Genomic DNA, 20,244 nt, shown 5'->3' on the forward strand with positions numbered 1-20,244 from the left:
TCCCGCGGCGCCGCCGGCCGACACCGTCAGCCCGCCCACCAGTCCGCCCAACAGGCCGCCGCCGTTCGTGCCCGCCGAGGCTCCGCCCGCCGCGCCGCCTGTCAGACCGCCCACTGCGCCCGTCACGCCGCCAAGCAGGCCGGTCACCGGAGCGAGTACCCCGCCGTTGGAACCGCCGGTCGCGCCGCCGGCTACGCCACCGACGGCCCCAGTTACGCCAGCAAGCAGGCCGGTCACTGGGGCCAGCACCCCGCCATTGGCGCCTCCGGTTGCGCCGCCCACGGCGCCGGTCACACCGCCAAGCAGGCCGGTCACCGGGGCCAGCACCCCGCCATTGGCGCCACCGGTCGCGCCGCCCACGGCGCCGGTCACACCGCCCAACAGGCCGGCCACCGGAGCGAGCAATCCGCCGTTGGCGCCGCCGGTCGCGCCGCCCACGGCGCCCGTCACGCCGCCAAGCAGGCCGGTCACCGGAGCCAGCAATCCGCCATTGGCGCCGCCGGTCGCGCCGCCCACGGCGCCGGTCACACCGCCCAACAGGCCGGTCACCGGAGCCAGCAATCCGCCATTGGCGCCGCCGGTCGCACCGCCCACGGCGCCCGTCACGCCGCCAAGCAGGCCGGTCACCGGAGCCAGCAATCCGCCATTGGCGCCGCTGCTCGCGCCGCCCAAGCCGGCTGTCACGCCGCCAAGCAGGCCGGTCACCGGGGACAGCAGGCCGCCCGTGCCGCCCGCACCGCCCGTCAGGCCGCCTGTGACGCCACCGGTCACGCCGCCCAGTCCCAGAGTGCCGGTCAGCGAGGCCACGGCAGCCGTGGCGTTGTGCAGTGTGTAACCCAGAGGGTTAGGGCTGGACGGCGAGGCGTGAAGCACGCCGCCTGCGGTGGTAACCGCGCCTCCGAGATTGCGCAGTACGTCGTTAAGCCCGGTCGCGCCCGGGGGCAGGGCGCTGCCCAGATTGGTGACAGTACTGCCCAGGCCGCTCAGCAGCCCCGCCACTGGGGCGCCCAGCTTGGTTCCGTCGCCCACTTGCTGCGTCAGCCCGACAACCTTGGCGGCCACCGGACTGACGGTTGTATCGACTGCGTGGCCTACGCCGGTCAGCACGGGTTGCAGGCCCAGCGGCAATACGTTATCGACGGCCTGGCCGGTGTTGCTCAGCGAGGGTTCCAGCAAGCCCAGCGCGGGGCCGCTCAAGAGTTGGCCGGTCAGGCCGCCGACCGCCTGGGTCACGGGTTGTAACAGCCCACCCTGGCCCGACAGCGATCCGGTCAAGGCGCCTACGGCGCCCGTGGCATTACCCAGCACGGTGGTCAGCGGATTTGGATTGTTCGGGTTCGCATTCAGCAGGCCGCCGGTGCTGGCCACGGTCTTGCCCAGGCCGTCCACCAAGCCGCCCACGCCGGCGCTCAGCCCGCCGGGAAGGCCGGAGCCTTTGACGGTGGTGCCCAGGTCGCTGACCAAGCCGCCCACCTGATTGACGACGCCGTTCACGGGTTGTCCCAGCCCCGTCGTGGCGCCCACTTGCTGGGTCAGGCCGACCGTGGCGTCCACCACTGGCTTGATCGTCGGATCCAGCGCCTTGCCCACGCCGCCCAGCGTCTTGTCCAGATTGAGGGGCAGGGTGTTGTCGACGGCGGCGCCGGTATTGCCCAGCGTGGATGCCAGCAGGCCGGCGCTGGGGGTGTTGCCACCCGCGTTGGCACCGCCGCCGGTGTTGGTGCCGCCGCCGGCGTTGGCGCCGCCGCCGGTGTTGGCGCCGCCGCCGGTGTTGGCGCCGCCGCCGGTGTTGGCGCCGCCGCCGGTGTTGGCGTCGCCGCCGGTGTTGGCGCCGCCGCCGGCGTTGGTGCCGCCGCCAAGATTGATGCCGCCGTCACCGCCGCCCGGGTTGGACGCAAGGTTGACTCCGGGCAAGCCTGCCGATTTTCCCCCACCGCCGCCGCCGCCGCAGGCGGACAGAGCGCTCATCAGCGCGGTGGCCATGACGGTGGCAGTCAGAATGCGTTGCACGCGACGGGCTTCGGTATGGGTATGCATGACGAACTCCTTTGGTTGAACGATTCAGGTGTAGAAACAACCCGATACCGTTCTTCATGCATAAACCATGCCAAGTTTTTGCAAACATCGTTCAAAGTCGTGTTTTCTGCAATTCTCCGTGATAAAAAACGTATTTTTATCAATGAGATAGGGTCAATTCTAGGGTTTTCCTCAGATTAAAAGAATCCTCATATTTACGATCGCGCGGACCCTGCGAATGTTACGAATGACCGTTTATCCGACGTTACGTTACGGTCCGCGTTACGTAACGCTGGCGCGTTCCGGGCAAGAAAAACGCCCGTCGTAACGGGCGTCGTCGGTATTCCGCTGGCGCTGGCGCAGCGCTAGAACGCGTCATAGAAGAGCGAGTAGTTGGCGTTGAACCGCACGTTGCGGTTGTCGTTGACGGTGGCCGACCCCACCGGCTTGGCCACGTTGAAATCGAATAGATAGTATTTGTCGTCGGTAAAGCGCAGACCCAGGGCGACCGACGAAAGATGCCGCTGGTTCAGCGCCTGCAGGCTCTTGTTGTTGTACCAGGTGCGCGCGTAGTCGACCAAGGCGTAGGGCTGCACGCTGGACAGGTATTGCCAGCCCGTGCCGAAACGGCGGTTGAGTTCCGCCGACACGCCGACCCCCTTGTCGCCGCTTTGCTCACCCTGCGGATACCCCATGGCGTAGCGCCAGCTGCCGTAGGAAACCTGTTCCGAGGACGGCAGGATATTGCTGGAGTACTGCGCGGCGCCGGAAAACACCAGGCCGAGCTGCGCCGGCAGCACGAAGGTCTGCTTGGCGTTCAGGTTGTAGCGGGTGAAATCCAGGTCCAGCACCGGCGTGCCCGAATAGCCGTAGTTGGTCGAGATATCCTTTTTCGCGCCTGCGGCGTCGAAACCCTTGGCCACGGTCAGCGTGACGTCGGTCGCCTTGCTTTCGGACACCTGGATATAGCGCAGCTCGGCGGTGGCCGCGCGCACCTGCGCATCCTGCTGCAGCCAGCGGTCGGTGCTGCGGGCCTCGTAGCGGTCCTTGGAGTTCGCGGCGTAGACGCCCATGGTGCCGGTCAGCGAACGGGTGTTGTTCAGCAGGAAGGGGTAGCTCACGCCTATGCCGATGCGGTCGTTCTTCACGCGGCGCTCGAAGCCCAGATACTCGATCGCGTCGTCCTGGGGCCGCGCGTCGTAGTGATAGCCGTCGATCTTGACGGCCAGGCCGTCCGCGCCTATTGGCACGCGGATTTCGCCGGACACGTACTTCACGTCATCGGTGTTGAAGGGTACCGACGCGGTCAGCTTCACCTGCTCGCCCAGCGGCGTCAGGCTGTTGGTCGCCATGTTCACCACGGGCTGCATGCCGGTGCCCAGGTCGGCGATGCCGCCGGTCAGGCTGACGGGCTGGCGGCTGGCCTGCAGCACCAGTTCGGTGGCGCCGTCGGCGCGGCGGGGCAGGTCCAGGCTGGGCGTGAACTTGACGCCAGGCACGGTGCGCATCAGGTTCAGCTGGCGTTCCAGCGTGGCCTGCTTGAGCGGCCGTTCCTCCTGCATCGGTCCGGCCAGCGCTTCCAACCGGTCCCGGGCATTGCCGATATCGCCTTCGATCCGCACGTTGCCGATGTAGCCCTCGACCACCGTGACCACGACCAGGCCATTGGCGAAGGTCTGGTTCTGCAGCAGCGCGAATGACAGGGGATAGCCCTTGTCGCGGTACAGCTGCGTGATCTTGTCGACTTCGGCGACCAGTTCGCCCAGGCTGGTCTCCTTGCCCGCAAGCGGGCTGAGCAGTCCGGACACTTCCTCGAAGGGAATCGCGCGCACGCCACTGACGTCGAAATTGCGCGGCACGATGCGTTGCGCCAGCCGCGCCTGCAAGGCGAGTTGTTCGGGCGTCGCGGTCTGGACGTAGGGCGGGGGCTGGGTTGCGGAGGCGGGGCGTTCGATCCGCGGCATGGCGTCCACGGGGTTTCCGCGCAGCGGGCCCTCCGCCCAGGCTTGCGGCCCGGCTGCCAGCATGCCGAAGAGGGCAAGGCAGAGCGGACTCGCCGGGAACACGCATCTCCTGCCTGTTTTATCTCTCATTTCCGCTGGCGCTTCTGAACGGATAGCCCATATTGATCGAGTATCAAATAGAAAAGGGTCGCAACAGTGTTAAGAAAGGGTTGCATTTGGCGGTGCGCATATGGTGCCAGTATTTGCCCCTGAATGACAATTCATTTCAAATTCAGCCAGCGTAAAGGAAACACTGAAGTATTATTTCCGAATATTCTATTGTTGCGGAATATATTTATGCGAAAGATAAATGCCGTTTGATGGTTTTTAATAATGTTTTCGCAAAACTAGGGGTGTTCGTTACACATCTTATGTCGCAATATCGCGAATATCCGTGAAAACCCTGATGTGTATGATTTAGCAATATATAAACTAATCATACGTATCAAAAGTACGCAAAATGTGTGAACCCGCCCGGAGGCAAGGATGGCTGGGGATTGCCGCAAGATGGACTGTTACTGCCTGCCGGCCGCGCGCCGTGGCGGCAGGTATTCCGGAGACTGCTCATGAGTCCGGGCGAGGTCGTTCCCCTTTCCTTCAACGGCAGTCTGGTGGCGCTGTCCTTCCTGATCGCGGCGCTGGGTTCCTATGTGGCCCTGCTGGCCGCGGCGGGCATACGCGCTGAAACCCAGGACGGGGAAATCCGCATCGGCTATATCTGCATCGGCGCCGTGGCCATGGGCGGCGTCGGTATCTGGAGCATGCATTTCATCGGCATGCTGGCCCAGAACCTGCCATTTGAAGTTGGTTATCAAGTGGGTTTGACGACTCTCAGTTTTCTGGTCGCCGCGGGATTTTCCGGCTGGGCGTTCTGGTATGTCGGACGCGACCGCTACACCTTTTTCCGTTGCCTGGTCGGAGGCAGCGCTGCGGGCTTCGGTGTCGCGTCCATGCATTATCTGGGCATGAGCGCCATGCGCATGCCGGCGGTATTGCTGTGGGACCTGCCGCTGGTGGTTTTATCGGTGCTGATCGCCGTGGTCGCGGCCACGGCTGCATTGTGGCTCGCCTTCAATACGCAGAACGAACGCCAGCGCGTCGGCGCGGCCATTTTGATGGCAGTGGCGGTATGCGGCATGCATTACACCGGCGCAGCCGCCGGCGCCGTCGTCTGCACGACCCCGAATGATTCGGTCGGCATGCATATCGGCGGGGCCATGCTGCCCTATATCGCCTTCGCGCTGTCGGCCGTCACCCTGTTGCTCATGCGCTGGCACTTGCAGCGCGCCTCGGAACGTTTTCGCGCGCGCACCGCGCAACGCATCGACTCGATTATCGAATCGGCGCCCGGCGCGGCTTCGGACAGATTGCCCGGAGCCTCGCCGGGGCCGGGTTAGCGGGACCCTGGACGCGCGTCCCGGAAGCATGGCGGCGCGCGGGCGGTTCCAGGCTAGAGGGGGCTGGCTCTGTATTTTCAGGAACGGCCCCGGTCATCAATCGAGACCCATGGAGCTCGACATGAAAGCAACGCTTGCGCAGTTCTGGAATGACGAAGACGGTATCACCGCCCTGGAATACGGGCTGATCGCGGGAATGGTGGCGGTAGCCCTCATTGTCGCGGTGGGCGCCTTTTCCGGTTCCCTGAAAAGCATGTTCGAGGATCTTGGCACCAAGCTCGACACCGCCAGGGCCGGCACGACCACGGGTGGGGGCGGAGGTGCAGGCGGCTGAAGCCGGTGAGTCGCAATTCCGGCGCGTCGCGGCGGCGGCAGGGCAGTACAGGGCCGCCGTGGCGCGTACCCGCAATACAGCATCGCCTGATTGAAGGAGTCCGCGTCCAGCCGGACGCGCGCTAGTCGTCGAATCCGAATTCTCAGAAGGTCTTGCCTTGTATCCAGGGGAAGTGCTGTGGTGGCTGTTGTTCGCATGCTGGATTCTGGCGCTGATCCACGCCGATCTGCGCTATCGCCGTGTCCCCAACCGGCTGATCGTCGCGGGATGCGCGGGACAGCTTTTGTGGTTGCTGGCGGCATTGCTGGCGCCCGGCTGGGCCTATCCGCCGCGCTGGTCGGGCTGGCTGATGGCGCTCGCCGGCTTTCTGGTCGCCGTGCCCTTCCTGCCGCTATGGACAAGGCGGCTGATGGGGGCGGGCGATATCAAGGCCATCGCCGTGCTGGGGCTGCTGCTGGGGTTCGCGCCGCTGATGGTGACGCTGGCGCTGGCCAGCGTGCTGGCCGGCCTGCATGGCTTGCTGTACCTCATCGTGTCGCGATTCTGGCCGCTGGGCCTGCGGGCGCGGCAGATTCCCTATGCCGCCTACATGGGCGTGGCGGCATGCAGCGCGGTTCTTATTCCGTGGAATTCGCCCTGGTATTCGTGGTGTTCTTCCTGGTGCTTTACGGCATCCTGACGTATTCCCTGGTGGTCGCCGCGCAGCATTCCGTCACGCTGGCCGCACAGGACGGCGCGCGCAAGGTCTTGCAGTGGCAGGCCGGCTCGGCGTCGCTGGCGGCGCGGGCCAACGCCGGACGCGATTCCGCGCTGTACCAGGCGCAATGGATCAGCACGATGTCCACGGCGCCGGTCCAGGTGGCGGTGTGCGGCAGCGCGGGCACGCTGAGCAGCGCGGCCGGCGGCGCTTGCAGCGGCCTGCCGCTGGCGCAGGACCAGGTCGAGGTCACGGTGTCCTACGCCTATGGCGCGCATCCGCTCATCCCGTCGTTGCCGCTGCTGCGGACGGCGCTGATGCCGGCGTCGAGCGTGCTGAGCGCCCGCGCCACGGTGCACCTGGGCAACGCGCTGGGCGCGGGGAACTGAGATGCGCGCGACCATGCCACACCTTCCGAATATGCAGCCGCGCAAGCGGCAGCGCGGTCTCGCCGCGCTGGAGTTCTCGTTGACGCTCACCCTGTTGCTGCTGTTCATCTGCGGCGTGGTCGGCTTCGGCGCGTTGTTCTGGATGCAGCAACAACTGGCCGCCGCCGCCGCCGATGGCGCGCGCGCCGCGGTCTATGCCCGCTACAACGGCCAAGCCGATGTTCCCGGCGCGGCCTGCCTGGCGGCGATGGGCGCTTTTTCCGCCAGCTCTTCCGTGCTGTGCAGCACTACCAGCGCGCCATGCGCCTGGACCGGTTCGGGCGGCAAGCAAGCCAGTTGCGCCACCGTCGCCATGACCTACACCACCCAGTCCTGGCCGCTGCTGGAAACCGTGCGGGGCTTGATCACCGCGCTGCCCGGCACGAACCGGAACTGGATACCCAGCAGGTTGTATTCGCAGGCCGTCGTGCAGATATCGCAGGGGACACCATGAGCAGTCTGAGCAAGATCGTCGCGGGCATGTTGTTGGTGGCGGGCCTGGCGCTGGCCTTCGTGGCCTGGCGGCTGGCGTCGGCGCCGGCCAGTCCTCCGGCCAGCGTGGCGCCTGCGCCAGTCGCGGCCGCGCCGGCGGAGCCGGTCAAGCTGCACCCCGTGGTGGTGGCCAGCGGGCCGATTGCCGCGGGTACGCGCATCGACAGCGCAACGATGCTGACCGTGGCGCAATGGCAGGTCGCGCTGTCCGGCAGCTTTGCCGACACCGCGCCGCTGGAAGGCGCGGTGACGCGGGTCGACGTGGCCGCGGGCGATCCCATCGTGCCCAGCCTGCTCACGCAGGGCCTGGCGCGCCAGCTCAAGCCGGGCGAGCGCGCGGTCGCCATTGCCGTGGACGAAGTGATCGGAGGCGGCAACCGCATCGTTCCCGGCGACATGGTGGACGTGTTCTTCATGATCGAGAAAAGCGCCGAGGTGGCCGTGGGCCAGGCCCGCTTGCTGCAATCGCAGGTGCGCGTGCTGGCCTATGGCCGGACCTCGGTGGAAGGGCCGGACGAAAAATCGGTCTTGCAGCAGGGCGGTCCGGGCCAGCCGGCGCGCACCGCGGTGCTGGCGGTGCCGGTCGAGCGCGTCAACGAGCTGATGCTGGCGAGCCGCGCTGGCCGCCTGCAACTGGCCTTGCGGCCGGTGGGCGATGACAGCGTTCCGGACGCGCAGCTGTTCGCCCAGCGTGGCACGGTATTGCCGGTCCGCGCCGACCTGACGCCCGAGCAGCGCGAGGCGCTGCTATCGGGCCCCAATCGCGCTTTTGCCGGCGAGAGCCTGGCGCAGCTGGACGGCACCACGCCCGCGGCGCGCACGCCCGCCAGCCGCGCGCCGGGCCGGGCTCAGGGCTCGGGCGGCGGCAGAACCGTGGAGATCCTCCGAGGAGACAAATCCGAGCGCGTGCGCTATTGAACGGGGCTGCGGGCGGACCAGGCGCTGGCCGCAGCCGGACTTTTCCCATCATCAGGTCCAGCACAATGAAGAAACATCAGCGCACCACCATGATCTGCCTGTTGTCGGCCGCGGCAGCGATGACCCATGGTGCCCTCAGCCTGGCTCAAACCGCGGCGCCCGCCGCCGCCGCGAACGCGCCCGTGCGCGATCTGGCCCTGGCGGTGAAAGGGCAGCAGACCCTCACGCTGGATGGCGGCGCGCCCACGCGCATCGCCATCGGCGACCCCGACGTGGCGGACGTGAAGGTATTGCCGGCCTCCGGCAAGCGGCGAGGCTCCGTGCTGCTCTATGGCAAGAAGCCTGGCACCACGCAGCTGCAGGTCTGGACCGGCAACAACGCCGCGCCGCAGGTCTGGAACGTGCGCGTCGCGGGCAGCGTGCAGGCGGCGCTGGCCAGCCGCGGCCTGGGCGGCGGCGCCAACGTGGACATCGCGGACGGCCATGCCGTCGTGTCGGGCCACTCCGAAACGCAAATGGGGCAGATCGCGTCGGCGGCAATGGCCGCCTCCGCCGTGGGCGGGGAAAAGAACGTGGTGGACATGTCCACCGCCGGCAGCGGCGGGGTGGTGCAGGTGGAAGTGAAGGTCGTGGAGGTGTCGCGTTCGGTGATGAAGGCGGCCGGCATCAGCTTCACCGCCAGCAACGGCCCCTGGAGCGGGGGTAGCACGACCATGCCGGCCAGCCTTGGCGGCCCGCTGGCGTCGGGTTTTTCGCTGTTCTACGACTCCAACAATTTCTCGGCGCGCCTGCGCCTGCTGCAGACCAACGGCATGGCGCGCGTCCTGGCCGAGCCGACGCTGGTGGCGTTGACGGGGCAGAGCGCCAGCTTCCTGGCGGGCGGCGAATTGCCGATCCCGCAGGCCGGCGGCCTGGGGACGGTCAACGTGACCTTCAAGCCCTTCGGCATCGGCCTGACGGTCACGCCCACGGTGCTGTCGCGCGACCGCATTTCGCTGAAGGTGGCGCCAGAGGCCAGCGAACTGGACTACACCAATGGCATCGCCATCAACACCAGCGCGGACACCAGCACCATCATTCCGGCCTTGCGCACCCGCCGCGCCGACACCACGGTCGAGCTGGGCGACGGCGAGAGTTTCGTGATCAGCGGCCTGGTGTCGCGCCAGACCAAGGCCATGGTCAACAAGGTGCCCATGCTGGGCGACCTGCCCATCATCGGCTCCTTCTTTCGCAGCGTCGACTACTCCCAGGAGGACACGGAGCTGGTCATCGTCGTGACGCCGCGCCTGGTGCGACCCATCGCGCGCGGCGTGGCGTTGCCGCTGCCGGGGGCCAAGCAGGAGCAGACGGACACGGCTTTCAACGCTTGGGGTTATTACCTGACCGGCCCGGTGGGCGGTCAGCAGATGCCGGGCTTTTCACGGTGAGCAATATGAAGACACATGCAAGCGAATGGGTGGGCCTGCAAAACGGCACGCGGTTCCTGTTCTGCTCGCAAGGCAATACGGTTGCCGCGCAGCTTGGACAGGCCTTGGGAGAGTTGGGGATGTTGACCCAGGAGGCTCCGCGCGTGGAGGAGCTGGCGCGGCGTCTGGCGGAGATCGCGCCGCAGCTGGTGTTCCTGGATTTCACCTTGAGCGAGGACGAGCCCGGGAAACTGTTCAAGTCCGCGGAGCTTGCGCGCCTGCTGGCGCGCATCGCGCCGACGGTGCCGCGCGTGGCCGTCGGGTATCTGAGCCAGCCCGAGGGAGCGATCGCCGCGCTGCGGGCGGGCGTCAGCGATTTCGTCGATCCCTCGGTGGCGCCGCAGGAGATCAAGGAGGTGGTGCTGCGCCTGCTGGAGCGGCCGGTGGACGGACGCATGGACGGTTCGCGCCGCAGCGTCCTGCTGCTGGGCGCGCGCCCCGGCGTGGGCACCAGCACGCTTGCCGTGCACCTGGCGGGCATGGTGCAGGACCGCCTGAAGCAGGTGCACAACCAGCGCGCCGCGGCCACCCGAGCCAAGGCCGCCAAGCCGGCGGGGGAACCGTTGCCCCTGTCCAGCCGCGCCGCGCTGATGGACCTGGGCTGGCCGGTGGGCGATTGCCAGCTCTATCTGAACATCAGCGGCGATTTCGATTTCGCCGAGGCCGCGCGCAACCTGCGCCGCCTTGATTCCACGCTGCTGGGATCGGCCATGCCGCACACGCCCAATGGCCTGAGCGTGCTGTCGCTGCCGCGCGACCTGGGCCAGATGCGCGATGTGTCGCAATCGGATTCGCTGCTGGTGTTCGAGCGCATGCGCCAGCATTTCTCCGTCGTGGTGGCCGACGCCGGCGGCTTTACCAATCCGGAATTCGTGTCGGGCCTGGCCCGCGCCTCGCAACAGAACTGGATCGTGACGGACCAGAGCGTGGGCGCCCTGGTGTCGCTGGCCGGCCTGCTGCAGGAACTGGAGCAGTTGCACGTGGACCGGCGCAGCCTGGGCCTCATCGTCAACCGCTACGACGAACGCTACGGCATGACCGCGCAGCAGATCGCCGAACGCTTCCAGCTTGAACTGGTGGGCACGCTGCCGGATCGCACCCTGGCCCTGATGGTGTGCACGAACCGGGGCCATCTGCTGCACGAAGAGGCCGAGCGCGACGTCTACGTGCGCGCGGTGCACGGGCTGGCGGAACGCCTGTGCGCGGAAGAAAACACGCCCGGCGGGCGGGCGAGCTGGCTGGCTACCTGGCTGCCCGGCGTGCACCGCCGCATGGTGGTCGGTTGACGCAAGAACGGACGGACGGCTACGGGATCCGACATGATCATGACTGCGACGATAGAGTTTGGCGGCGACGGCGATAAAGGCTTTTCGGCGTCGGACCGCTACCAGGAAGTGAAGACGGCGGCGTACGAGCACCTGCTGTCCCGCATCGAGGAGCTGGGCGCCGAGTTCGGGCGCTGGGCCCGCTCGGCCATCCAGGAGTTCGTCGACATCGAGGTCGCGAGTTTCGTGCGCCTGCGCCGGGTGCCGATCAATGAAGGCGAAATGCGGGCGATCGCGGAGGCCCTGACCAAGGAGCTGGCCGGGCTGGGGCCGCTGGAGGACCTGCTGGCCGACCCGGCAGTGGAAGACATCCTGATCAACGGCTACGACAACGTCTTCGTGTCGCGCCGCGGCGTGCTGGCGCGCGAGACGCTGCGCTTCACCGACAACCAGCACGTGCTGCGCATCGTACGCCGCATTCTCGCTCCGATCGGCCGCCGGCTGGACGAATCCAGCCCCATGGTCGACGCGCGCCTGCCCGACGGCGGCCGCTTGAACGTGGTGATCGAGCCGCTGGCCGTGGACGGGCCCATGGTCTCCATCCGCAAGTTCCGCCAGGACCCGCTCAAGCCGGCGGACCTGCTGACCCTGGGCACGTTCGACGAAGAGATCTACCGGCTGCTGAACGATGCGGTGAAGAACCGCTGCAACATCCTGGTGTCCGGCGGCACCAGCTCGGGCAAGACCTCGCTGCTCAACGCGCTGGCATTCTTCATCCCGGAAACGGAACGCGTGGTCACGGTCGAGGACACGGCGGAACTGTCGCTCAACCATCCGCACGTGGTGCGGCTGGAATCGCGCCAGGGCGGCTTTGACGGCAGCGGCGCCGTCACCATCCGCGAACTGATCCGCAACAGCCTGCGGATGCGGCCGGACCGCGTGGTGGTGGGCGAAGTACGCGGCGCCGAGGTCATGGACATGCTGCAGGCCATGAACACGGGCCACGAGGGGTCGATGGCGACCATCCACGCGAACTCGCCGCGCGAATGCCTGTACCGGATCGAGATGCTGGCGGGCTTCGCCGGCTTCCAGGGCAGCGAGGACAGCCTGCGCCGGCAGATCGCCAGCGCGCTGGATTTCATCGTGCAGATCGGCCGCCTGTCCAACGGCAAGCGCCGCGTCATCTCGGTGACCGAGGTCACGGGCATGGGCGACAACGTGATCTCCACGCAGGAGCTCTATCGCCACGAATCCTATGCGACGCCAGACGGCGAGGAAAAGGACCGCTGGAACTGGCTGGGCATCCATCCCCACACGCCCAAGCTGGCCAAGCTGCGCAACGAGGCGCGCGCCAACGACAATCCGTCGGACGACCGCGATGGCGGGGGCGGCGGCTTCTGGAGCAGGAGGCGCTGATGCTGGAAGTCCTGACGCTGGCAAGCCTGGCCGCGGTGTTGACCATCGGAGCGGTGCTGTTGTGGCGCCATGCCGGCCGCAGCGCGCGCCGCACGGCAAGTTCCGCCTTCCTGGAAACCCAGCTGCAGCGGGGCCGCGACGAGGCCGCAGGCGGCGCGCCTTTTGCCGAAAGCGGTCGCGTGTTCCGCAGCGGCTTTTCGGGCTGGGACCGGTTGCTGCGGCTGGCCGGATTGCGCCAGAGCACGGGCCTGTATCTGCGCATCGCGCTGCCTGTGCTCGCCGGCGCGGCAATGGCTTGGCTGTTCCTGGGCGTCCTGTCCGGGGTGGTGACCTTCGTGCTGCTGGCCGTGTTCGCCTACTTCCTGCTGTGGCTGCGCGCGGACAAGCGCCAGCGGCGCATGATTTCGCAGCTGCCCGCATTCCTGGACAACATCGTGCGCCTGATCACCATCGGCAACAGCATGGGTGCGGCTTTCCAGACCGCCGCCGCGGCTACCGATGAGCCCCTGCGCGAAGTGGTGGAGATGGCGGCCAGCCTGAGCCGCTCCAAGGAGCTGGACGCGGCGCTGGCGCACGTGTCGCGCCTGTACGGCTTGAAGGAGTTGTACATGGTGGCCGCGGTGGTGTCGCTGGCCATGCGTTTCGGCGGCCGCAGCGACCAGGTGCTGGAGCGCATGGCCGCCTTCATGCGCGACGTCGCGCAGGCGCGCAACGAATTGACGGCCAGTTCCGCAGAGGTCCGGTTGTCCGCCTGGATCCTGGCGCTGCTGCCGGTGGGCATCGCGGGCTTCATCATCGTCGCGAACAACAATCTGTTCATGGGGCTGTGGCAGGACCCCCTGGGCTTCAAGATGCTGGCTACCGCAGTCTGTTTGCAGATCGGCGGCTGCTATTGGCTGTATCGCATGGCCAAGGCCATTTGAGGAGAGGCGCGGATGGATATCTTGCACTCCTGGAACGCGTCCACCGTGCTGGCGACGGCGCTGATGCTGGTCGCCGCCGCCTTGCTGGTGCTGGGCCTGGGCATGGCGCGGCGCCTGCGCAGCCAGGGCCGCAGCCGGCAAGTCGTGGACCAGGCGCTGGCGGCGCGCGAGGGGGGCGCCGCGGCGCCGGCGGCCTTGCGCGGCGAGGGCGGCAAGGGCCGGCTGGCGGCGGCCGCCAGGGCGGCCGACACCTTCGGCAAGCGTCTGAGCGAGGGGCGGCTGGCGGATGCGCTGCTGGCGGGCGAGGACCGCAAGCTGGTGGACATGGCGAGCTATGCCGATCCGGGCATCGCGCGCTCGCGCTTCGTCGTGATCCGGTTCGGCCTGGCGATCCTGCTGCCGGTCGTGGCCGTCGCGCTGGACCTGAGCAAGCATGTGACCGATATGCCGATGGGCGCGCTCGTCGCCGCCTTCTTCGGGTTCGCCATCGGCTACATGCTGCCCAAATGGTTCGTGCAGCGGCGCCTGGCGCGCCGGCGCAGACTCGCCGCGGACGAGCTGCCCCTGCTGATCGACCTGCTGCGCCTGCTGCAGGGCGTGGGCCTGTCGATCGACCAGAGCCTGCAGGTGCTGGTCAAGGAATTCGGACAGGTGCTGCCGGTGCTGTCGTTCGAATTGCGCCTGGCTTCCGAACTCTACGTTCGCGGCCGCACGCGCGAGCAATCGCTGGCCCGGCTGGCCAGCGGCTTCGACAACGACGATCTGTCGGCCATCTGCCGGCTGATCGCGCAGGTGGACCAGCATGGCGGCGCGGTGCAGGAGCCCCTGAACCGCTTTGGCGAGCGCCTGCGCGACAAGCGCCGGCTGGAACTGAAGGAGAAGGTCGGCAAGACCACGGTCAAGATGACGGGGGTCATGATCGTGACCCTGTTGCCCGCGCTGTTGATCGTGACGGGCGGTGCGGGGTTTATCGCGGTGTTGCGCGGCTTGTCGCGCATGGGGGGGATGTGATGAAGGGCGGAACGGAAGGCAGGTCGCGCGCATGGCGCTGGACCCTGGTGGCCGCGGTGGCTGTGGCGGCGGGTTCGGGCTTGAGCGGCTGCAAGAGCAACAGCGCGGAGTCCGCCTGGCAACTGATCCAGCAACAGCAGCAGGAGCAGGCGCTGATGCGGCAGAAGGAGGACGAGGCGGAGAGCAAGCGCCGGCCGAAGGAGCCGGAGATGATGCTGTCCATGATTGTCGAGACGCAGCGCCAGGAGCGCTATTTCGCGTCGCTGGCCTACATCGACGGTTATCAGCAGAAGTTCGGCAACGATCCGCGGGTGGCGGCCCTGCGCGCCGAGGCGTTGCGCCAGACCGGGCAGACGGCCTTGAGCGAGCAGGCCTACCGCGCGCTGACCGCGACGGACCAGGCGGCCGAGGGCTGGCATGGCCTGGGCCTGATCGCCGGTACGCGCGGACAGTTCGATCAGGCCGCCGACTATTTCTCCCGCGCGGCCAAGCTGGCTCCCATGGACGCGCGGATCCTGGGCGACCTGGGCTACGCGCGGCTGCGGGCCGGCGATCCGGCGGGCGCGCGCGTGCCGTTGGGGCAGGCGGCCGAACTGGCGCCGGACAGCGCCAAGGTGCTGGCGAACCTGGCGGTGCTGCTGCTGGTGGAAGGCGACCCGGTCAAGGCGCAGCGCCTGATGGAACGGGCGCAGTTGAGCGAGGAGGCGCGCGGACAGGTGCTGCGCCTGGCCGCCGAGATCCGCGGCCAGCTGGCTCCGGTTCCCGCCGCAAGCCTGGCGCCCGCCACCCGGGTCTCCAGCGGCGAGCATGCCGCCATGCCCTTGATGAGTCCCGTGATGGAAGGGCTGGCCAACGGCCCCATCGTGCGCTAACCCCATCTCCAGGAAGATTGCCATGTCCCACCCGACCCATCGCGCCTCTTACCTCCTGGCTTGCGTCCTGGCCGCGGCCGCGCTGGCGCCCGCCAGCGGCGCGGCGCAGTCCAATGCGCCGTTGACCGGCAGCATGTCCGGCGCGCCGCCTGCCGCGGTGGCTGCGCCCATCGCGGAGTCCGTTCCCGCTCCGTCCATGCCCGACCGGCCGGTGGTGCAGCAGGTGCAGACGCCCATGCCGCAAGCGCCCGCGGCGGCCGCGCCGGCGCCAGAAGAAAACTTCGGCGACGTCACGCGCGGCCTGCTGGCGGCACAGGCCGACGGCCGCCGCGCCGGCAATGCCTTGCCCGTGCTCGGGCCGGTTTCCACGGCCGCCTGGAACCGCTACCTGGACAGCTTCAAGCATCCCATTCCAGAGTGGTTCGACCGGCACGTGGAAACCCCCAACACCCAATAGCGCCCAAGGCGGATCTGCGGATACGGAGTCGCAAGAGCATGTCAGCCGGCCGTTTTCACCCACTCTCGCCGTCGCGGCAACGCGGCAGCATGACCGTCGCCGTCGTCTTCGCGGTGCTGGTGGGAGTGGTGTTGCTGGGCGCCCTGCAACTGGGCTACAGCTTCTACATGAAGCGCGAGATGCAGAAGGCGGCGGACCTGTCGGCGTTGTCGGCGGTGCAGGTGTTGAACCTGGGCTCCGCCGCCGATTGCGCCAGCGCGGTCGCCGCGGGCCGGACTTCCGCCCTGGCCAATGTGCCGAACATTCTGGACACGTTCACGGCCGCCGACGTCACGGTGGAGTGCAAGGTGTGGGATCCGACCCGGTCCGATGCGACCGGCATGCATGTCTTCGACCCGACGGCGGGACAGGTCTACAACGCGGTGCGCGTCAGCGTGCGCAAGCAGCTGGCCAACCTCGTTCCTGGCGTGAGCGGCGCCACGGCGTCGGTCGCCGCCGTGGCCACCAACACGCAGCCGGTCGCGACCTTCACGGTGGGCTCGCGGCTGCTGCGCCTGCAGCGCGGCGGCCTGCTGTCGCAATTGCTCTCCACCGTGGGGGCGTCGCCGACCCAGCTGGACGTGCTGGACGCCGCCGGCCTGGCCAATGTCGGCATCACGCCCGCGGGCCTGTTGCAGGCGCTGGGGCTGCCGCTGTCGGTGGCTGCCGGGGTGGGCACGCCGGAGCAGCTGGCGGCGGTCAGCAACCTGACGCTGGGCCAATTGCTCAATGCCACGCTGACCGCCATCAACCAGCAAGGCACCGTCGGCGCCGATGTCGGGCTGCTGACCAACGCCATCAAGACGGTGCTGGATGTGATGCCGCTGAACCTGCCCGTGAAGCTGTTCGGCGACGGTGGCGTATTGAATCTGAACGTGGTGGGCGGCGATCCCAGCGCCGCCCTGCAGGCCCAGGTCAATGCGCTCAACATCCTGGAAACCAGCCTGGCCATCGCCAACGGCAGCAACCTGATCAATCTGGGGCTGAGCGTGCCGCTTTTGGGCCTGGATGCGCGGGTGCGCATCGTCGAGCCGCCTGCCGTGGGCATAGGCGGCGTTGGCACGCAGGCGATCAGCGCCGGCATACGCGTGTATCTGCGCGTCAACACCAGCAATATCCCGCTGGTTGGCCCTTTGCTGGCCAATACGCTGAAAACCAAGGTGGACCTGCCCATCATCATCGACGTGGCGCAGTCCACCGGCACGCTGAGCAAACTGTGCCAGGCGCCGCTGACTCCGACGCAAGCCGTGATCGACGTCACTTCCGCGGCGGCCAGCGTCTGCCTGGGGCGCTTTCCCGGCATGGCGAATGCCACCGATACCACCCCTGCGAATTTCCAGTCGCTCACCAACCGCTGCGAACCCAGCGCGTTCAGCGCCATCGGCCGCTATCAGGTATTGAATGTGCTGGGCATACTGCCGCTCACCGCCCGGGTGACGCTGCCGGTGTTCAGTTCGTCGGCGCCCGTGTCGGTGACGCTGACCGCGCCGCCATCGCCCAATTCCTCCGCCACCGTAAACGCCACCAATCTGGACCTGTCCAAGCTGGCCTCCAACCTGACCGATGCCGTGATTGGCGGCATCCTGGGCGACCTGTTCAACAACGGCACGCCGTTGACCGATACGCAGCGCAATGACCTGGCCACCCAGTTGGTGGGCGGCGACAAGAACAACGCGGGCAAGACCATCTCCAAGGTCGTCAACGACATGCAATGGTCCAAGACCGCAATGGACCAGCTCGGCGCGCGCCTGAGCACGGGCGGCCTGACGGGGGTGCTGGGCGGCACGCTGCAGCTGGTGGGCAACATCCTGAATTCGCTCCTGTTTGCCCCGCTCAGCGACGTGACCTGCGCGCTGGCCCTGGTGCCGGACGCGATCCGTCAGTGCCGCGTCAACGCGGTCGGCACGCTGGCCCTGAGCGGCGGCAACCAGGTGGGCGGCGTGTTGTCCGTCGTGATGGTGCTGCTGGATCCTTTGCTGAGTTCGCTGTCCGTGGTGCTGCAGCAGCTGCTCAACGTGCTGGGCCTGAGCGTGGGCCAGACCGATGTGTCATTGATTTCCGTGGATTGCGGCAAGCCCCGACTGGTGTACTGATGATGAGCTCCGTGACCTTTACCTTTTCCCTGCTGGCATGGTGCAAGCCATGAGCCAGGCTTACGCGCGCGACGAATTCGACGTGTACGTCTGGGAAGGCACTTCCGACATCGCCAGCCGCGCCGAGCGCTGCCTGGCCGGCATGGACGTGTCGCTGCTGCGGGCGGATGCCGGCACGGCGTTTCCGCCGCCGCGCGACTTGGCGCGGCCTGCGGTGGCCCTGGTGTCGGTGTCGGTGATGGGCGACAAGCGCTTCAGCGGCTACGACTGGCTGGCGGCGCAGGGCCTGCCCGTCATCTGGGTGGCGGCGGAAGCGCGCGGGCGCGATCCGCGCTACTACCCGCCGGAATACTCCTACACCTTGCCGCTGAGCTTCACCACTGCGGACCTGCGCAAGTTGCTGTACGAACTGCTGGGCACTCTGAACCAGCTCAGCCGTGCGGCGCCCAGGCGCGAGCAGCCGCTGATCGCCGTGTCCGAGCCGATGCGCAACCTGCTGGCCGAGGCCGAGATATTCGCGGACTGCCGCAGCAACGTGCTGGTCCATGGCGAAACCGGCGTAGGCAAGGAGCGCATTGCGCGCCTGTTGCATGACCGGGCGGCCTGGTGCGACGGGCCTTTCGTGGCCGTCAATTGCGGCGCCATACCCGAAGGCTTGTTCGAAGCGCATTTCTTCGGCCATGCCAAGGGAGCGTTCACCGGCGCGGTCGGCGCGCACAAGGGCTATTTCGAACAGGCCAACGGCGGCACGCTGTTCCTGGACGAGATCGGCGACCTGCCGCTGTACCAGCAGGTCAAACTGCTGCGCGTGCTGGAGCAGAGCGCCGTGACGCGGCTGGGTTCCACGGTCGAGGTGCCGGTGGACTTCCGCCTGGTCGCCGCCACCAACAAGGATTTGCGGCTGCTGGTGGGGCAGGACGAGTTCCGGGCGGACCTGTACTACCGGCTGGCGGTCATCGAGCTGCGCATACCCAACCTGGAGCAGCGCGGCCCGGAGGAAAAGGCCGCGATCTTCCGCGCCCTGCTGGAACGCCAGGGCGTGGAGGGCGAGCCGCCGCCATGGCTGCTGGAGCGCGTGGCGCGCACCCGCTACGAGGGCAATGTGCGGGAACTGTCCAACGTGGCCGAGCGCGTCGCCATCATGCGGCGGCAGTTCCAGGCCTGGGACCAGCCGCGCATCGAGCGCATCTTCGACCAGCTGGCCGAGCCGTTGCGGCCCGCGGGCGCCACAGCCGCGGCCGGCGCGCGCGCCGAACCGGTAGTGTTCTCCGACGCCGAACGCGCCGAGCGCGCGCGCGTGCTGACGGCGCTGGACGCCAACGGCTGGCGCCGCCAGGACACCGCTCATGCGCTGGGCATCAGCCGCAAGGTGCTGTGGGAAAAAATGCGCAAGTTGCAGCTGGGGGCAGGCCAGGGCGAACCCGTCGACGGCATTGCCGAGACATTGTGAACGCGCAATAGGGGATGGCCCGTAGCGCGCGACAATTCCGGGCCTGACGGATGTAAGGGCATCTGTCCCGGCCGAAATAAATTGCTATAGTTCCGCAACGATTTTTTTGGGGAAGGCATGAACGTCCAATTTATCCGTGGCGCCGCCCGCATGGCATTGCTGGGCTCGGTCCTGTCCGGCCTGGCCGCCTGCGCCAGCGCGCAATCCGAAGCGCCGCGGCCCACGGTTAAACAGGTCGAGGACACGCAGGCGGCATCCGCACCCGTGACTCCCCCCGCACCGGCGCCGGCCGCGCGCCCCGCGTCCACCGTGTCGGAACTGCAGAACCTGATCCAGAGCCGCCAGGTGTCGGAGCTGCGCACCGCCTACAACGGCACCTACGGCGCCAGCCTGCTGTTCAAGCCGGACGACCTGACCTATTACGTCGCGCTGTTCCAGCAGAAGGACTTCTGGCGCGTGGTGAAGACCAAGTCCGACCAGCAGGCCGAGTCGACCTACCGCGCCTTCGTCAGCCAGTCCGCCGATTTGGCCGAAGTCGACATCAAGCGCATCAAGATGCAGGCCGAATACGCCCACGCCGAGAAGCTGCTGGCCAGCCGCAGCGCCGAACTGAGCACGCTGCAGGCCGACCGCGCCGTGCGCATGCAGCAGGAAGAGCAGGTGGCCGCGCGCCAGGAGCAATCGCGCCAGGAAACCACGGCCCTGGCCGACCAGCAGAAGGACGTGCGCCAGCAACTGCGTGACCTGCAGCGCCAGATCGACGCTTTGCAGGCCCAGCAGGCGCAGGTGGGGAATCAGGCGGGCCAGAAACGCGGCAAGTAAGCTGCCGGAAACCGGGAAACCAAGAAACCGGGAAGCCGGAAACCAGGAAAACTGGGAAACCCCGAAAGCGGGCCTGCGGGCCCGCTTTGTTCTGGGCGGCGGGAATAGGGGATGCGCCCGCGGGGTCAACCGGGCCGCCGCGCGC

17 protein-coding genes and 1 pseudogene are annotated in these 20,244 nt (G+C 67.7%); 16 read left to right on the forward strand and 2 right to left on the reverse strand.

All coding sequences use genetic code 11. The annotated features are described in order from the left end of the window. Positions 1-105: 105 nt before the first annotated feature. Positions 106-2,037 (reverse strand): annotated as a pseudogene (locus HWY37_RS05480) (hypothetical protein); the annotation flags it as partial. Positions 2,038-2,381: 344 nt separating this feature from the next. After that, positions 2,382-4,043 carry a ShlB/FhaC/HecB family hemolysin secretion/activation protein gene (locus tag HWY37_RS05485; protein WP_176088475.1) on the reverse strand — a complete coding sequence of 554 codons (1,662 nt, stop codon included), beginning with the start codon at positions 4,041-4,043 and terminating at the stop codon, positions 2,382-2,384. Between the two features lie 542 nt (positions 4,044-4,585). Here HWY37_RS05485 and HWY37_RS05490 point away from each other — a divergent pair. The 16 genes from HWY37_RS05490 to HWY37_RS05565 all read left to right on the forward strand — a co-directional run bounded on the left by HWY37_RS05490 (position 4,586) and on the right by HWY37_RS05565 (position 20,099). Continuing rightward, a complete protein-coding gene (locus tag HWY37_RS05490) occupies positions 4,586-5,416 on the forward strand; it encodes an MHYT domain-containing protein (RefSeq protein WP_176088085.1) in 831 nt (276 codons plus the stop codon). 121 nt (positions 5,417-5,537) lie between these two features. Further along, positions 5,538-5,750, forward strand: coding sequence for a Flp family type IVb pilin (locus HWY37_RS05495; protein WP_175211531.1), 213 nt, complete (start codon positions 5,538-5,540; stop codon positions 5,748-5,750). Between the two features lie 157 nt (positions 5,751-5,907). Next, a complete protein-coding gene (locus tag HWY37_RS05500) occupies positions 5,908-6,429 on the forward strand; it encodes an A24 family peptidase (protein ID WP_176088086.1) in 522 nt (173 codons plus the stop codon). Continuing rightward, positions 6,375-6,836, forward strand: a complete 462-nt coding sequence (locus tag HWY37_RS05505) for a TadE/TadG family type IV pilus assembly protein (RefSeq protein WP_246302201.1) — start codon at positions 6,375-6,377, stop codon at positions 6,834-6,836. Before HWY37_RS05500 ends, HWY37_RS05505 begins: the two co-directional genes overlap by 55 nt. Positions 6,837-6,849: 13 nt before the next feature. Further along, positions 6,850-7,329 (forward strand): TadE/TadG family type IV pilus assembly protein, encoded by a 480-nt coding sequence (locus tag HWY37_RS05510; RefSeq protein ID WP_176088088.1) that lies wholly within the window; start codon positions 6,850-6,852, stop codon positions 7,327-7,329. Continuing rightward, entirely contained in the window at positions 7,326-8,285 is a 960-nt protein-coding gene (cpaB, locus tag HWY37_RS05515; RefSeq protein ID WP_175211524.1) for a Flp pilus assembly protein CpaB, read from the forward strand. The genes HWY37_RS05510 and cpaB overlap by 4 nt, the downstream gene beginning before the upstream one ends. Before the next feature lie 65 nt (positions 8,286-8,350). Next, positions 8,351-9,712, forward strand: coding sequence for a type II and III secretion system protein family protein (locus HWY37_RS05520; RefSeq protein WP_176088089.1), 1,362 nt, complete (start codon positions 8,351-8,353; stop codon positions 9,710-9,712). Continuing rightward, positions 9,709-11,037 (forward strand): pilus assembly protein CpaE, encoded by a 1,329-nt coding sequence (locus tag HWY37_RS05525; RefSeq protein WP_176088090.1) that lies wholly within the window; start codon positions 9,709-9,711, stop codon positions 11,035-11,037. The genes HWY37_RS05520 and HWY37_RS05525 overlap by 4 nt, the downstream gene beginning before the upstream one ends. Before the next feature lie 33 nt (positions 11,038-11,070). Beyond that, positions 11,071-12,432: a TadA family conjugal transfer-associated ATPase gene (locus tag HWY37_RS05530; protein WP_175211518.1), complete on the forward strand. Its 1,362-nt coding sequence runs from the start codon at positions 11,071-11,073 to the stop codon at positions 12,430-12,432. Beyond that, positions 12,432-13,355, forward strand: coding sequence for a type II secretion system F family protein (locus HWY37_RS05535; protein WP_175211515.1), 924 nt, complete (start codon positions 12,432-12,434; stop codon positions 13,353-13,355). The genes HWY37_RS05530 and HWY37_RS05535 overlap by 1 nt, the downstream gene beginning before the upstream one ends. A 12-nt stretch (positions 13,356-13,367) precedes the next feature. Continuing rightward, on the forward strand, positions 13,368-14,366 hold the full coding sequence (locus HWY37_RS05540; RefSeq protein WP_176088091.1) for a type II secretion system F family protein: 999 nt from the start codon (positions 13,368-13,370) through the stop codon (positions 14,364-14,366). After that, complete coding sequence (locus HWY37_RS05545) at positions 14,366-15,238, forward strand: tetratricopeptide repeat protein (RefSeq protein WP_176088092.1); 873 nt, start codon at positions 14,366-14,368, stop codon at positions 15,236-15,238. Before HWY37_RS05540 ends, HWY37_RS05545 begins: the two co-directional genes overlap by 1 nt. 22 nt (positions 15,239-15,260) lie before the next feature. Beyond that, positions 15,261-15,695 carry a DUF3613 domain-containing protein gene (locus tag HWY37_RS05550; protein WP_176088093.1) on the forward strand — a complete coding sequence of 145 codons (435 nt, stop codon included), beginning with the start codon at positions 15,261-15,263 and terminating at the stop codon, positions 15,693-15,695. A gap of 89 nt (positions 15,696-15,784) precedes the next feature. Further along, the gene (locus HWY37_RS05555) at positions 15,785-17,827 is read left to right on the forward strand and encodes a TadG family pilus assembly protein (protein ID WP_176088094.1); all 2,043 of its coding nucleotides are present in this window, start codon (positions 15,785-15,787) and stop codon (positions 17,825-17,827) included. 49 nt (positions 17,828-17,876) lie between these two features. Further along, positions 17,877-19,277 (forward strand): sigma 54-interacting transcriptional regulator, encoded by a 1,401-nt coding sequence (locus tag HWY37_RS05560; protein WP_176088095.1) that lies wholly within the window; start codon positions 17,877-17,879, stop codon positions 19,275-19,277. 117 nt (positions 19,278-19,394) lie between these two features. Continuing rightward, positions 19,395-20,099: a DUF2968 domain-containing protein gene (locus HWY37_RS05565; RefSeq protein WP_176088096.1), complete on the forward strand. Its 705-nt coding sequence runs from the start codon at positions 19,395-19,397 to the stop codon at positions 20,097-20,099. Positions 20,100-20,244: the final 145 nt, after the last annotated feature.

Origin of the sequence: Achromobacter anxifer, assembly GCF_903652925.1 — a bacterium.
GTDB lineage: Bacteria > Pseudomonadota > Gammaproteobacteria > Burkholderiales > Burkholderiaceae_B > Achromobacter > Achromobacter anxifer.